This window comes from Mesobacillus zeae (assembly GCF_003570705.1).
Taxonomy (GTDB): Bacteria; Bacillota; Bacilli; order Bacillales; family Cytobacillaceae; genus Mesobacillus_C; species Mesobacillus_C zeae.
In genome coordinates, this window is record NZ_QWVT01000008.1 from 387,891 (window position 1) to 401,850 (window position 13,960).

The window sequence follows — 13,960 nt, forward strand, 5'->3', positions numbered from 1 at the left end:
TGGTGGCTAAATATACTAAAGATGATATTATCGCACGTGCAAAAGATCTTGCCCGCATGATCGCGGAAACAGAGGAAGTAGATTTCTTTAAAAGAGCAGAATCGCAAATCCAGGAAAATGAAAAAGTGAAAATGCTTATTTCTTCCATAAAGGGCCTTCAGAAGCAGGCGGTAAACTTCCAGCACTACGATAAAACGGAAGCACTGAAAAAGACGGAAGAAAAAATTGCCTCACTTGAACAGGAACTCGATGAAATTCCGGTTGTCCAGGAATTCAAACAATCACAAATGGAGGTAAATGATCTTCTCCAGATCATTGCATCTGCCATTTCCAATACAGTTACCGACGAAGTAATCAGGTCAACCGGCGGGGATATCCTGCGCGGAGAAACCGGAGCAGCAGTGAAAAATGGAGACAGCTGCCACAGCCATTAATTGATAGAAAGTCCGGTTAGGTAAGGGATAGGTCGTCATTACTCAGCTAATTTAAGCTGGGTGATGATGACCTTTTTTTGTGTTATGGCAGTGGCCGTGTTTTTTTGGGCTCACTGCAAAAGCAGCGCATGGATATTCAATCTCCGCACCATAATCCGCCGATGGGCATACAATGAAATATACCTTTTAAGCAGCCCTGCATCCCAAAAATAATCGCACACTAGTCTAATGACCCGCATAGGATGAAAGGAAAATGATTGAGGAGGTTTCGCTGAGCAATGGGAATATACAGAGAGATTATAACGAAAGCCGTCGTAGCGAAAGGACGTAAGTTCACGCAGTCCCATCATACGATTTGCCCTGCGCACCATCCATGCAGCATCCTTGGCTGCTGGGTGATAAACCACAAATACAAGGCCAGGAAATCGGGAAAGACTGTTGAGATTATAGGCTCCTATGATATCAACGTCTGGCACTCCTATGATGATAATACAAAGACAGAAGTCGTTACGGAAAAAGTGACTTACACCGATGTCATCAAACTGAAGTACCGGGACCCTGACTGCCTGGATGACCAGGAGGTTATCGCACAAGTGCTTCAGCAGCCTAACTGCATCGAGGCTGTCATTTCTCCAAATGGCAACAAAATCATCGTTCATGTTGAAAGGGAATTCCTTGTCGAGGTAATCGGCGAGACGAAGGTATGTGTCGCCATCCACCCTGAAGGCTGCGAATGTGATGAAGAAGAAGAGTGGGGAAACGATATTTCCGACGAAGAGTTTGAGGAGCTTAATCCAGACTTTTTGGTGGAAGCGGAAGAAGAATAGGCGTCAACTAGGAGGGATCCTTCCTAGTTTTTTTTTTGAAAAAAAATCGGCCAGGCAATTGGCCGGCCGAATTATGAATTAGAACAAAAACCCATTCTTCTTTTTACTGCTGCAGACAATGCAGCTATCAGCATCGTTCCAGCCATAAAAGCTGGTTCCGCATTCTTTGCAGATGTTTGTTGTCAGGCTGTACTCTAGCGTTTCACTCTTATGCAACGATGGAACGACAGAAATTCCCTCATCCTGGCAAACATCGGTGCAGAGCAAGCAGCCAGAACATTTTCCGTTATCGACGACCAATTTGTCTCCTTCGATAGCAAATGCCTGTTCCGGACAGAGCTTGATGCAAATCTCGCAAATTGTACAAGAGTCAACGTCGAGAGCAATGTCAAAAAAGGACCATCCGGGAAATAGGCCAGGCCGCTTGAAGCAATCCTGGTTAAAGCGCCAATTTGCAGGCGTTACTGTTGATAAGGCAAGCTTTTTTCCTTCAAGGGAAATCTTTTCAAAAAACCCCCGGCGTGACAGCCTTTCTTCCTGCAGAAGTGTTTCTTGTGGAAGGGCGGTAGTGAACTGTAGACGAGCTAGCTTCATCCCTTCAAGTAAGCTGTTTGCAACTTCGGCAGACTCTATTGTGCACTCTTTATCATTCTGGTCTGGCTCCATATAGATTGTACGGATTCCACGCTTATATAGATACAGCAGCTCATTTTCTGTCGGAGCTGGTCCTTCATCGAGAACGAGGCATTTGCCAATGGTTTTCCTTGAAGGGGATTGTCCTTTTAGAGCAGAGACAGGACATATTGTTACACAGCGACCGCAGCCGTTGCAGGCACCATCAATAATTTCAGGAACGCCGTTCTTTAGCACAATCGCTTGTTCCGGGCAGCTGTCAACACAAATAGAACATGTGCTGAATGGACTGATTTTTTGCAGGCAATGATCACCAACTTCAAGTTCGTATCCTAGGCTTTCCAGCCAATTGGACAATAGCGACATACGAGTCACCCACTTTCAGAGCATACTAATATTATTGTATGGTTTATAACAATGAAAGAGGGGGAGTTCCCCAAATATACACACATTTTTAAAAAAAAGTTCACAAATTTAACAGTATGCCAAAGGACCTATTCCTGATTAGGTATAGGTTTGAAGCTGGTTTTCATTATAAAAAATGTGAAAATCCATAAAAAGTCAGAATGTTTTAGGGGAAATCCTTTACTTCATTGCTTGTGAATATACACCGTTTGTTTATTGTTTAACAATGTTATATCACCTATATTGTGACTATAGGGTCGCTTAAGGGGGTGGTATAAATGGACCAGCAGGATGAAAAAAAGCTTCACACCGCCAATCTTTTTAGCATGCTTGCTGAACTATACAAAGATCCAGACATGGAGTTTTGGAATGATTTTTGCAATAACAAGCTTCTGGATCAAATTAAGGAGGAGTTAAGCCTATACGGTGAAACAGCCCAATGGGAAGTTACCGATATACCGACAGAATTTTCCTCATTGAAAAAAATGTATGCTGACAGCCTTGGCAGTCAAGGTGTGGCAATCCCTGTTGAATCTCTTTACAAGCAGTGGACGGCAGATCCGTCGTGCACCCTTCCGTTTGCAAAGAGCAAAGGGTATTTGCTCGGTGATCCGGCTATGCATGTAAAGTTCATACTGAATGAGTTCGAAATGGAGATTCCTGAGGAGTATAAAAGCACACCAGACCATTTGGCCGTTTTATTGGAGCTGCTTTCATATTTTATCCTTCACGCTCCAGATGAATTTACTTTTCATTTCATGGACGACCATTTTGACTGGCTCGAGGAATTTTTGCTACGGCTTGCTGAAACCAATAGCAGCCCCTTTTATTATCAGATGACAAAGATGCTTGAAAGGTTGCTGGAAGCTGTCAGGAAAGAGTATATAATTATGGCTTAATAGGATGCTTGCACTTATCCAGCAATAATTTTTTTGCAGGAAATGATCCATATATATCAGCAGTTCAAAGGAGGGCAATACGACAATGCTAGAGTCAAAAATATCAAGGCGTGGATTTATCAAGGCATCAGCCACTACAGCTGCCTTGGCATCAGCGGGGACAGTGGGTTTCCAAAGCTGGACGAGCGAATATGTAAAGGCTGGCGGCCAAACAAAAATCACCGAAATACCGAGTACTTGCAATGGATGTTCCAGCAAGTGCGGCATCATTGGCCATGTAAAAAACGGCCGTCTGTGGAAATTGAGCGGCCATCCTGACCATCCTTATGCGAAAGGAAAGATATGTGCGAGGGGACACGGGTATGCCACTCTGGTTTACTCGAAGGAAAGGCTCACTCAGCCGCTAAAAAGAGTGGGAAGCGAGAAGTTCGAACCCATTTCATGGGAACAGGCTTACAAGGAAATTGGTGAAAAGTTAAATGCCATTATCAAAAAACACGGGCCTGAAGCTATATCCTTGACTGAAGACCCGCGCGCTTCTGGGAAAATTTACTCACCAAGATTTCTCCATGCGCTAGGTTCCCCAAACTATTACACACACCATGTTGTTTGTTCCAACTCCAGGGACGCAGGGTTCTTCCATACCCTTGGCGTAACTTCAACAAGCGCCGATATCAGTTCAAGCAAATATATCATGTTCATCGGCCGCAGCTATGGTGACGCAATCAGGCCTAGCTCGGTGCAATCTCTTGTAGAAGCAAAGGAGAACGGCGCGAAAATCGTCATGGTCGACCCGCGGCTGAATAACACCTGCAACCTCGCGACAGAATGGCTTGCCATTCGCCCAGGTATGGATCTGGCGATGGTGCTCGCTATGTCGCATGTCCTTATCCGGGAGAACCTTCACGATGCAGAATTTATCAAAAATTACAGCATCGGGTTCGAAGAGTACAGCAAAGAACTCAAAAAATATACGCCGCAATGGGCAGAAAAACTGACCGGCATTTCTGCAGATACGATTGAACGGATTGCCATCGATATGGGAAAAGCAAAACCAAAGGCATTGATAGAACAGTCATGGCGCGGAGCATTTGGGTGCAACTACGAAAACAGTACTGAAACAGGACGGGCCGTAGCTTTATTCAATGCCATGCTCGGTAATATCCAGCAAAAAGGCGGCAGTATTATTACGACAAAACCGGAGCTTGGAAAGCTGGATCCTGTAAAGCATCCAAGCCCAAAAGAGCCTGAATTCAAAAAGGCAGGGCAGGATGAATTTCCTCTCGCCTACGAAGAGCAGGGTGTAGCCACCATTGTTGCCAAACTAGCAATGGAAGGGAAAATGAAGGCAGCCATTTACAACCATTCCAATGCTGCTCTCGGCTACGGTAACCCTAAATACATGAAGGAAGCGCTCTCGAAAATGGATCTGGTTGTTACGATCGATGTCCAAATGTCAGAGACTGCACTTCTATCAGACTATGTTCTGCCGGATGTGACTTATATTGAAAGAGATGAAGCAGTTGAAGGTTTATCTGGCAAAACTCCAGGATTGGCTTTGAGACAGCAAATGGTGGAGAAAGTTCATCCGAAAACAAAACCAATCGATATCATTTACACCGAGCTTGCTAAAGCATGCGGCATTGGCCAGTATTTCAATTTCACTCTCGACGGGCTCAATGAACAAATGCTTGCACCTACAGGGGTATCTTATAAAGAGCTTCGTGAAAAAGGTGTCATCATGTTCGAGGATAAAGCGATTGTACCGGGAACGATGCCTGAGCTCAAGACTCCATCGAAAAAAGTGGAATTCTATAGCGAAACATTCAAAAAAGCAGGTTTCTCGCCAGTCGTTCGCTGGGTGGAACCTAAGGTAAGCCCAAGCGGGGAATCGTTCCGTTTGATTACCGGAAAGCAGGCTATCCACAGTCATACTCAGACTGCCAATGTTCCTATCCTGATGCAAATTTCAAAGGATTACGATCTCGAGAGGATATGGATGAACCCTGCCCGTGCGAAAAAGCTTGGCATCAAGGACGGGGACATGGTGGAAGTGAAATCGAGTGAGGCAACAAGCAAGGTACGCGTAAAGGTAACCGAGAGGATCCATCCCGAGGCTATTTTTGTCCCAAGCCACTACGGTATCACATCGAGCTATTTGAAAACGGCAAAAGGCATAGGCTTTGGCTTTATGGAGCACGTACCGTTCGATTTTGAAGCTTGGAGCGGAGCGGGAAACATCCATGAGGTGATCGTAACAGTGAGGAAGGTGAGAAGCTAATGGCACGTTATGGAATGATGATAGACACAAGGAAATGCGTGGGCTGCTATGCCTGCAGGGTAAGCTGCCAGATGCAGAATGAGCTTCCTGTCGAGGAATCTTTCATACATTTTTATGAAAAAGAAACCGGTGTTTTTCCTAACGTAAAGAATGAAATCATCCCGGTCCAGTGTCAGCATTGCGAGGATGCCCCTTGTGTGAGCGTTTGCCCAACTAAAGCTACGTATACAACCGAGGACGGAATCGTTCTGGTCGATGAGGATAAATGCATTGGCTGTAAATACTGTATGGTAGCCTGCACTTACGGTGCGAGGACACAGAGCCACAAAACCGGCGTCGTGGAGAAATGCCGTTTCTGCGCCGAGCTTGTCAAAGAAGGGAAACAGCCAGCCTGTGTCAGCACCTGTATAAGCAATGCAAGGATCTTCGGTGATCTTGATGACCCGAACAGCGATGTATCCAAAGCAATTGTCAAGTATAATGCCAAACCATTAAGACCAGATCTTGGTAAATCAAAAATCTATTACGTGAGGTGAGTTCAGATGATTTGGGGAACCATTATTGCCGCTTATTTGTTTTTGGCGGGTTTAAGTGCAGGGGCCTATTTGACATCGTCGTATGTAGCCCGTAAGTATCCGGAGGCGAAAGCAGTGAGGATTACCGGCAGGATCATCAGCCCTGTGCTAATGGCAATCGGACTGCTGCTGCTGATCCTGGATGCAGAAGCAGGTTTAAAGCATCCCCTCCGCTTTATTTACCTGTTCACAAATTTTAATTCAGTGATGACAATCGGTACTTATTTCATCAGCTTTTTCATGCTAGCAGCAGCATACACAGCATTGATGGAAATTTTGAAAAAGGAAACAAACAAATATGTTGAGTATGCAGGTATGCTGTTTGCTGTAGCAACAGCCATTTACACAGGCTTCCTGATTGGTGTTGTAGCTGCCGTGCCGATCTGGAATACAGCCATCCTGCCAATCCTGTTTGTTGTTTCGGCGATGTCAACAGGAATTGCAGGAACCATGCTTGTAGCTTCATTTTACGATAGCAAAGCTGTGCACAGGATGCTTGGAGTGAAGAAAATTCACCTTGGATTGCTCAGTGCTGAAGTATTCCTGATTTTCACTATGTTTTTGGTCACATCCTACTCGAATGAATCTGCGGCTGAATCGGTTGCAACGCTTGTGTCAGGCGAATACAGCACCATTTTCTGGATAGGTCTCATTCTTGTCGGACTCGTTCTGCCAATTGCAGTAGAATCTTTTGAGTTATACAATGATAAAAAAATGAAAGAGACAGAAGCTGGCATCATGATGGCAGCAGCAGGGCAAGGTGGAATAGCCGGAACCCTCGTAACCGAATCATCAGTGCTTGTCGGCGGATTCATCCTTCGATTCCTCCTGCTGGCGGCAGCAGTCCCTGTTCCTTTCTTATAAAAATCCCGAAAAACGAGAGGCAGTCTCAAGAATACTGAGACTGCCTCTTTTTTGTGTGTGAAAAAGACTTGGAAACATGTCGACGTTTTCACTCAATGTTAAAATCTATGCCGGGAAATGGGTTGATTACACGCTAAAATAAGTAGAGAGCTACACAAATTGAACGACCACTTGTCGTTGCGGAGTAGATTACATGGAATTTCCTGTTATGTTATTTGAAGAAATTATCAGCCGCTTGCCCGAGGGGATTATTATTATGGATAAAGCTCGGACTATCCTTTTTATGAACGAGTCAGCCCAAAATATGACAGGCTGGAAAAAAGGAGAGCGTGTTCCATACTGTGCGTACTGCCAGCAACGGATGACAAGTACGGATGAAGACTTCTGCATCATGACGGCAGATGACCCAATTCCTTTTTTTTATTCAAACTTGGCCGTTTCTTCAGGTGAAGAAAAATTTGAAATGTCGTTGAAAAAAATCATGCACGAAAAAGAGAAATTCTTCTTTCTTCGTCTGAGTCGCCCAGTTAAGAATGAAAATAGTGAAAAAGCAAAATTTCATGAACTGCTTGTGCAGGAGACAATGCTTGCGCAGGAAGCGGAGCGGAAGAGGATTGCTCGCGAGCTCCATGACCATATCGGGCAGAGTGTTTACAGTATTTTTCTTGGTCTTGAGGGAATTAGGAATCATCTTGACCATGAACGCTATGAAAACCATCTCGACAACATGGTTAATGTAATGGACAGAACCTTGTCTGATATTAAGCGCATGACTAAATCACTGAGACCCGATACGCTAAATCACTTGGGGATAAAGGATGCACTTCGCGAGGCTGTGGTTGATTGGATGGAATTATACCGAATTGAAATTGAACTCGAACTGGACATCGAGGGAGAGGAACATTTTGACCGGGAGAAGATTTTTCAGTTTTTTCGAATCCTTCAGGAAGGTGTGCGGAATGCAGTTATGCATGGAGAGGCTAGCCAGATTTCCATTGAGCTTAAATCATTTGGAAGCCAAGTATTCTTCTATATTTATGATAACGGAAAAGGCTTTGACACGCTCATCGGGAAATCGGGAGGGCTTGGTCTCAGGCATATGTATGAGCGCAGTAGGATTCTCGGGGGCGATATCAGGTGGTCCAGCAAGGAAGGCGGACCAACAAAAGTGGACGGGTACGTCTCAATCGAAAAAGTAGATGGGGGATGAAGATATGAACTTGATGATAGTGGATGACCACGAAATTGTCCGGGATGGTTTGTCTTTGCTTTTGGAGCAATCCTTTTGCATTGATTCGATCCTTTATGCCTCGGAAGGCTATGAAGCCATCAAGCTTGCCGAAACATTTTCGGCGGATCTTGTCCTACTGGATGTTTCCATGCCCGGCGGCCTTGATGGTATTTCAACGCTTGAGAAAATGAGGCAGCTCTTACCAAATGCCAAAATTGCCATTTTTTCCATGCATGATGATATTGGCTGCCAGCGGCAGGCATATGAAAAGGGAGCAGATGGCTATCTTGTCAAACAGCTGAAGCGAGAAGAACTTATCCATTCCCTTGACCAAATCCTTGCGGGTAGAAAAGTGTTCAGCAGCACAGTTCTCGATGAAGATACTGGTGCGGGGACATTCATTGATTTAGACCTTCCCATTTCGAAGCGTGAAAAAGAAGTATTCATTTTGACGGTAATGGGCTATTCACAGAAAGATATCGCTGAAAAGCTGGACATATCCGTGAAGACGGTCGAGAACCACCGCCAAAACATTGGTGAAAAACTTGGTACACACAAGCGTTACGACTGGGTTGATACTGCTAGAAAATACCAATTGTTCAGCGTGTAGAGTTGCGGAGGAAGACATCCTTTTTTTAAAAATAATTTGATGAAGAAAAAACCGGCAGCATTCCTTGTGAGGGCTGCCGGTTTTGTGTTATTAGCGTAATTAAGCGGGTTTTAGTTCGAAAATATTCCTTTAAGCGCTTAAAACGCTCCAAACACCAAGATAGAATGACATCCCAATAAGGATGTGCAAAGGAATCAATCCTCGCTAAACATGTTATCGAATTGCATAAATTGTGGTGCAGGAAAAGAAACCCTGCGTGATTTTATGCGTCTCTCGAAAAAGCGTAAATATGTTATAATAGATTCTTAGAAAAACCTATGAATACAGTTGATGATGGAGGATTTTATGGCAGCTTATACGCCTATGATACTGCAATACTTACAAATTAAGGCAGACTACCAGGATGCCTTTTTATTTTTCCGCCTTGGAGATTTTTATGAAATGTTCTTTGATGATGCCCTGAATGCCTCAAGAGAGCTTGAAATCACTCTGACGAGCAGGGACGGTGGCGGGACAGAAAAGATCCCGATGTGCGGGGTGCCTTATCACTCAGCTGCTGGATATATTGACCAGTTGATTGCCAAAGGATACAAAGTGGCTATATGTGAACAAACGGAAGACCCGAAGGCGGCCAAGGGAGTCGTCCGAAGGGAAGTTGTCCAGTTGATCACACCAGGGACGATGATGGAAGGCCGCGGCTTAAATGAAAAAGAGAACAATTTCATCGCCACTGTTACCGAATTTGAAGGCGGCTGTTATGGTTTTGGAACAACCGATTTGTCAACAGGAGAAAGCAGGATGACTCTTGTGAAAAGTCCTGAAGAACTTCTGAATGAACTATCGATTGCCGGAGCCAGGGAAGTGGTTTTGTCCAGCTCAATGCCTGAAATTCTGACAAAAAAAATGAGGGAGCGTTCTGTTCTTGCTTTTTCCTGCGAGGATGATTTAAGCACACGTGAAGGTGACGCTCCGCTTCTATCAGATCTTAAAGATGAAAGGCTGAGGATCACTGCGGCCAGGCTCTTAAACTATCTTCACCGCACACAAAAAAGAAGCCTCGACCACCTGCAGCCTGTCGCTGTATATGAAATCCAGCAATACATGAAAATTGATTACTATTCAAAACGGAATCTTGAGCTTACAGAAACCATCCGCTCGACGTCGAAAAAAGGGTCGCTCCTTTGGCTGCTTGATGAAACCAAAACAGCGATGGGCGCAAGACTGCTGAAGCAGTGGATCAACCGTCCGCTAATTAGCACGAAGGAAATTGGCCGACGTCAGGAAATCGTGGAGCTTTTCATCACGAGCTACTTTGAGCGCCATGACCTTCGTGAACAGTTGCGCGAAGTGTACGACCTTGAACGGCTGGCAGGCCGCGTCGCATTTGGGAATGTGAATGCAAGGGACCTCGTCCAGCTGAAAAAGTCGCTTCTTCAGGTTCCTGCCATTAGCCGGACGCTTTTAACATTGAATAATGAGGAAGCCAAAATGCTTGCTGAGAGGCTTGACCCCTGTGAAGAACTATCCACCCTCCTTGAACAGGCTGTCGTTGAAAATCCGCCGATTTCCCTGAAGGAAGGCAACATTATCAGGGATGGCTACGACAGTGAGCTTGATAAATTCAGGGATGCGAGCAGGAACGGAAAAGCATGGATGGCGGCCCTTGAACGGCAGGAACGCGAAAAGACTGGAATTAAATCGCTAAAAATCGGCTATAACCGTATTTTTGGCTATTATATTGAAGTGACAAGAGCCAATCTTCACCTTCTGGAGGAAGGCAGGTATGAGAGAAAGCAAACACTATCGAACGCGGAACGGTTTATTACCCCCGAGCTGAAGGAAAAGGAAGAACTGATTTTACAGGCTGAGGAAAAAATCGTTGAAGTGGAATATGGGATTTTCGTTTCAATCAGAGAGCGTGTGAAGGAGTACATACCTCGCTTGCAGTCTTTGGCCAAGGCAGTCAGCGAACTCGATGTGCTGCTTGGCTTCGCTGAACTTAGCGAGCAGCGCCGTTATATGAGGCCGGAGTTCTCTGCCGAACGGAAGCTCGTGCTTATGGATGGACGCCACCCTGTAGTCGAGAAAGTAATGGATGCTCAGGAGTATGTGCCAAATGACTGTTTCATGGACAGCGACCGCGAATTACTGTTGATTACAGGTCCGAATATGTCTGGTAAAAGCACATATATGCGGCAAATTGCCCTGACAGCCATCATGGCCCAAATCGGCTGTTTTGTACCGGCAACCCAAGCAGTCCTCCCAGTGTTCGACCAAGTGTTCACAAGAATTGGCGCTGCGGACGATCTTGTCTCCGGGCAAAGTACGTTCATGGTCGAAATGCTTGAAGCGAACAATGCTATCGCCAACGCAACGGAAAACAGCCTGATCTTGTTTGATGAAATCGGCCGTGGCACTTCCACGTATGATGGGATGGCCCTTGCCCAGGCAATCATTGAATACATCCATGACAGAATTGGCGCAAAGACATTGTTCTCAACACATTATCACGAACTGACGACACTTGATGAGGAGCTCTCCCATCTGAAAAATGTCCATGTCAGTGCAGTCGAACAAAATGGGAAGGTTGTTTTCCTTCATAAAATAAAAGATGGAGCAGCGGATAAAAGCTATGGCATCCATGTAGCGCAGCTAGCAGACCTTCCGGCCGACCTTATCAGCAGGGCTGCGGAAATCCTGGCAGCCCTCGAGATGAGCGAGAATGTCAGCAGTACGGGCAGCGAAGTTGCTAAGCCTAAAATGTCTGGACCTGAAGTAACAGAGTCCAAACTCGCTGAGCCGCAAATACAAAGGCCCGAAATTCAGGAAACCACCGAGGCTGCCGAAGTGCAGTTATCCTTCTTTGATGACGAAAAGCCAATAGTAAAAAAAGAGACTTTCGGTAAACAGGAGAAACGGGTTCTTGGAAAGCTGGACCAGCTTGATATTTTGGATATGACGCCGCTTCAGGCGATGAATATGCTTTATGAACTGCAGCGAACTTTGAGAAAATAGATGAAATGAGGTGGAGATATGGGGAAAATCAGACAGCTTGACGATGGTTTGTCTAATAGGATTGCGGCCGGGGAGGTCGTGGAACGGCCAGCCTCGGTCGTCAAGGAACTGGCTGAAAACTCCATTGACGCCGGCAGCACCGTGATAGAAATAGAAGTCGAAGAAGCGGGCCTGGCTAAAATCAGGATTACCGACAATGGGGACGGAATTATGGAAGAAGATGTTCCCACGGCCTTCTATCGCCATGCCACAAGCAAAATCAAAGATGAAAACGATTTGTTCCGGATCCGGACACTGGGCTTTAGAGGGGAGGCGCTGCCGAGTATCGCCTCAGTCTCTAGGCTTGAAATGAAGACATCTACGGGCATGGATGCCGGAAACAGAATCATGATTGAAGGAGGAACAGTATCTTCCTTCGAAAAAGCCGATAGCCGAAAAGGAACGGACATCACAATCACGGACCTTTTTTACAATACACCCGCACGGCTGAAATATATGAAGACCGTCCATACAGAGCTGGGTAATATCACTGATGTTGTCAACCGCCTTGCGCTCGCCCATCCCGAGGTGGCCTTCCGCCTCGTGCATAATGGCCGCAAGCTGCTCCAGACGAACGGAAGTGGAGACGTGCGCCAAGTCCTTGCAGCGATTTACGGCATGAATATCGTCCGGAAAATGGTGCCGGTTACCGCCGAATCACTTGATTTTTCAATTAGTGGGTGGATTACGCTGCCTGAATTGACAAGGGCTTCGCGGAATTATATTACGACGATGGTCAATGGACGTTTTATCAAAAATTACCCGTTGGTAAGAGCAATCCAGGAAGGGTGCCATACTTTGCTGCCAATCGGCCGCTTTCCTGTCTCCATGATGGATATTAAAATGGATCCTATCCTTGTCGATGTAAATGTCCATCCAGCAAAATTGGAGGTCAGGCTCAGCAAGGAACAAGAACTTACAAGGCTTGTCTCGGAGTCTGTTGCCGCAGCTTTTAAAACTCGTGAGCTGATCCCGGCTGGTTTTACTGCCAAAGCCCGCGAAAAAGAGAGAACGGAACAGGCGTATCTTGAACTCGATCATGCAGAAGGCGATGCTGTGCCTATGCCTGTGCCGCCCCCCCCCTATCGGCATGTCCCGGGCACGGGTGGGGAAGCAGTGATAACCAGGTATGAGCATAGCACTCCACCAGGCAGGCCAGAAGTGGAGAGCACAAGGCATGATGAAACCGCCAGAGGAGATATGACACAGTACAATGACTTCTCCGGCAATGCTTGGTCGACAGCGGACCAGATTGAAAGTTCGTCTGCTTTTGAAGTGGAAGAAGTCAGGGAAACGGGTCAGGATCATTTTGACACGGAAAAGGCGATACAGGAATCAAGCTCTGATGCTGGCACTTCGCGTTTGCCGGGTGAGGTGGCAGACAGTATTCCTTCCCGGGTCCCGGCGTTATACCCGATTGGCCAAATGCATGGTACGTATATCCTTGCCCAAAATGAAAGAGGATTGTATCTCATTGACCAGCATGCTGCACAAGAACGGATCAAGTACGAATATTTTAGGGAAAGAGTCGGAATGGTAGCAGACGAGCTTCAAGAACTGCTCGTGCCACTCACTTTCGAATACTCTGCAGATGAATGTCTGAAAATCGAGGAATATACTCATGAGCTGGAGAAAGTCGGCGTTTTTCTTGAGCCATTCGGCCATAACGCCTTTATCGTGCGCTCCCATCCGCAGTGGCTGCCTCGCGGTGAAGAAAAAGAATTGATAGAAGAAATGATCGAGCAGCTCCTCGCGATGAAAAAAGTCGACATTCACAAGCTGCGGGAAGAAGCAGCAATCATGATGAGCTGCAAAGCCTCTATCAAGGCAAACCGCCATTTACGTAACGATGAAATCCAGGCGCTCCTTGATGAGCTCAGAAGCTCGTCAGATCCATTTACCTGCCCGCACGGAAGGCCGATCATCGTTCATTATTCAACATATGAACTTGAAAAAATGTTTAAAAGAGTCATGTGAAAAAAGTAGGAGGTATTCCCGCCAAAAACGGGGCGCCTCTTGCTTTTTTTTAGGTTGCTGCCTGCGCTTACAGGGGAAGACAGCTGAGTTAAGCTGATTATTTATTGGACTTAATATCAGAGGTTTTGCAGATATTGTCCAAGTCTGGAGAGATATCAACCAAGTTTCGA

Annotated in this window: 11 protein-coding genes; 10 read left to right on the top strand and 1 reads right to left on the bottom strand. The window is 45.8% G+C overall.

The genetic code is table 11. From position 1 onward, the window contains the following. Positions 1 to 2 precede the first annotated feature (2 nt). Both D1970_RS04370 and D1970_RS04375 read left to right on the top strand, forming a co-directional pair. Complete coding sequence (locus D1970_RS04370; RefSeq protein WP_119111722.1) at positions 3 to 434, top strand: YlbF/YmcA family competence regulator; 432 nt, start codon at positions 3 to 5, stop codon at positions 432 to 434. A 278-nt stretch (positions 435 to 712) separates the two neighbouring features. Next, positions 713 to 1,261 (top strand): outer spore coat protein CotE, encoded by a 549-nt coding sequence (locus tag D1970_RS04375; protein ID WP_119111644.1) that lies wholly within the window; start codon positions 713 to 715, stop codon positions 1,259 to 1,261. 78 nt (positions 1,262 to 1,339) lie between these two features. Here the strand turns inward: D1970_RS04375 and D1970_RS04380 are convergent, their stop codons facing one another. After that, positions 1,340 to 2,260 carry a 4Fe-4S dicluster domain-containing protein gene (locus D1970_RS04380; protein WP_119111645.1) on the bottom strand — a complete coding sequence of 307 codons (921 nt, stop codon included), beginning with the start codon at positions 2,258 to 2,260 and terminating at the stop codon, positions 1,340 to 1,342. 317 nt (positions 2,261 to 2,577) lie between these two features. On the opposite strand from D1970_RS04380, the gene D1970_RS04385 reads away from it, so the two are divergent. From D1970_RS04385 to mutL, 8 genes are all read left to right on the top strand, one after another. After that, positions 2,578 to 3,198 carry a TorD/DmsD family molecular chaperone gene (locus D1970_RS04385; RefSeq protein ID WP_119111646.1) on the top strand — a complete coding sequence of 207 codons (621 nt, stop codon included), beginning with the start codon at positions 2,578 to 2,580 and terminating at the stop codon, positions 3,196 to 3,198. A gap of 85 nt (positions 3,199 to 3,283) precedes the next feature. Further along, positions 3,284 to 5,479: a molybdopterin-containing oxidoreductase family protein gene (locus D1970_RS04390; protein WP_119111647.1), complete on the top strand. Its 2,196-nt coding sequence runs from the start codon at positions 3,284 to 3,286 to the stop codon at positions 5,477 to 5,479. Further along, complete coding sequence (locus D1970_RS04395; protein WP_119111648.1) at positions 5,479 to 6,015, top strand: 4Fe-4S dicluster domain-containing protein; 537 nt, start codon at positions 5,479 to 5,481, stop codon at positions 6,013 to 6,015. Before D1970_RS04390 ends, D1970_RS04395 begins: the two co-directional genes overlap by 1 nt. A 6-nt stretch (positions 6,016 to 6,021) precedes the next feature. After that, positions 6,022 to 6,918 (top strand): NrfD/PsrC family molybdoenzyme membrane anchor subunit, encoded by an 897-nt coding sequence (gene nrfD, locus D1970_RS04400; RefSeq protein ID WP_119111649.1) that lies wholly within the window; start codon positions 6,022 to 6,024, stop codon positions 6,916 to 6,918. Between the two features lie 193 nt (positions 6,919 to 7,111). Further along, positions 7,112 to 8,128, top strand: coding sequence for a sensor histidine kinase (locus D1970_RS04405; RefSeq protein WP_119111650.1), 1,017 nt, complete (start codon positions 7,112 to 7,114; stop codon positions 8,126 to 8,128). 4 nt (positions 8,129 to 8,132) lie between these two features. Further along, entirely contained in the window at positions 8,133 to 8,759 is a 627-nt protein-coding gene (locus tag D1970_RS04410) for a response regulator transcription factor (protein WP_181213276.1), read from the top strand. Positions 8,760 to 9,104: 345 nt separating this feature from the next. Next, positions 9,105 to 11,774: a DNA mismatch repair protein MutS gene (gene mutS, locus D1970_RS04415; RefSeq protein ID WP_119111652.1), complete on the top strand. Its 2,670-nt coding sequence runs from the start codon at positions 9,105 to 9,107 to the stop codon at positions 11,772 to 11,774. A gap of 18 nt (positions 11,775 to 11,792) precedes the next feature. Beyond that, positions 11,793 to 13,790: a DNA mismatch repair endonuclease MutL gene (mutL, locus tag D1970_RS04420; RefSeq protein WP_119111653.1), complete on the top strand. Its 1,998-nt coding sequence runs from the start codon at positions 11,793 to 11,795 to the stop codon at positions 13,788 to 13,790. Positions 13,791 to 13,960: the final 170 nt, after the last annotated feature.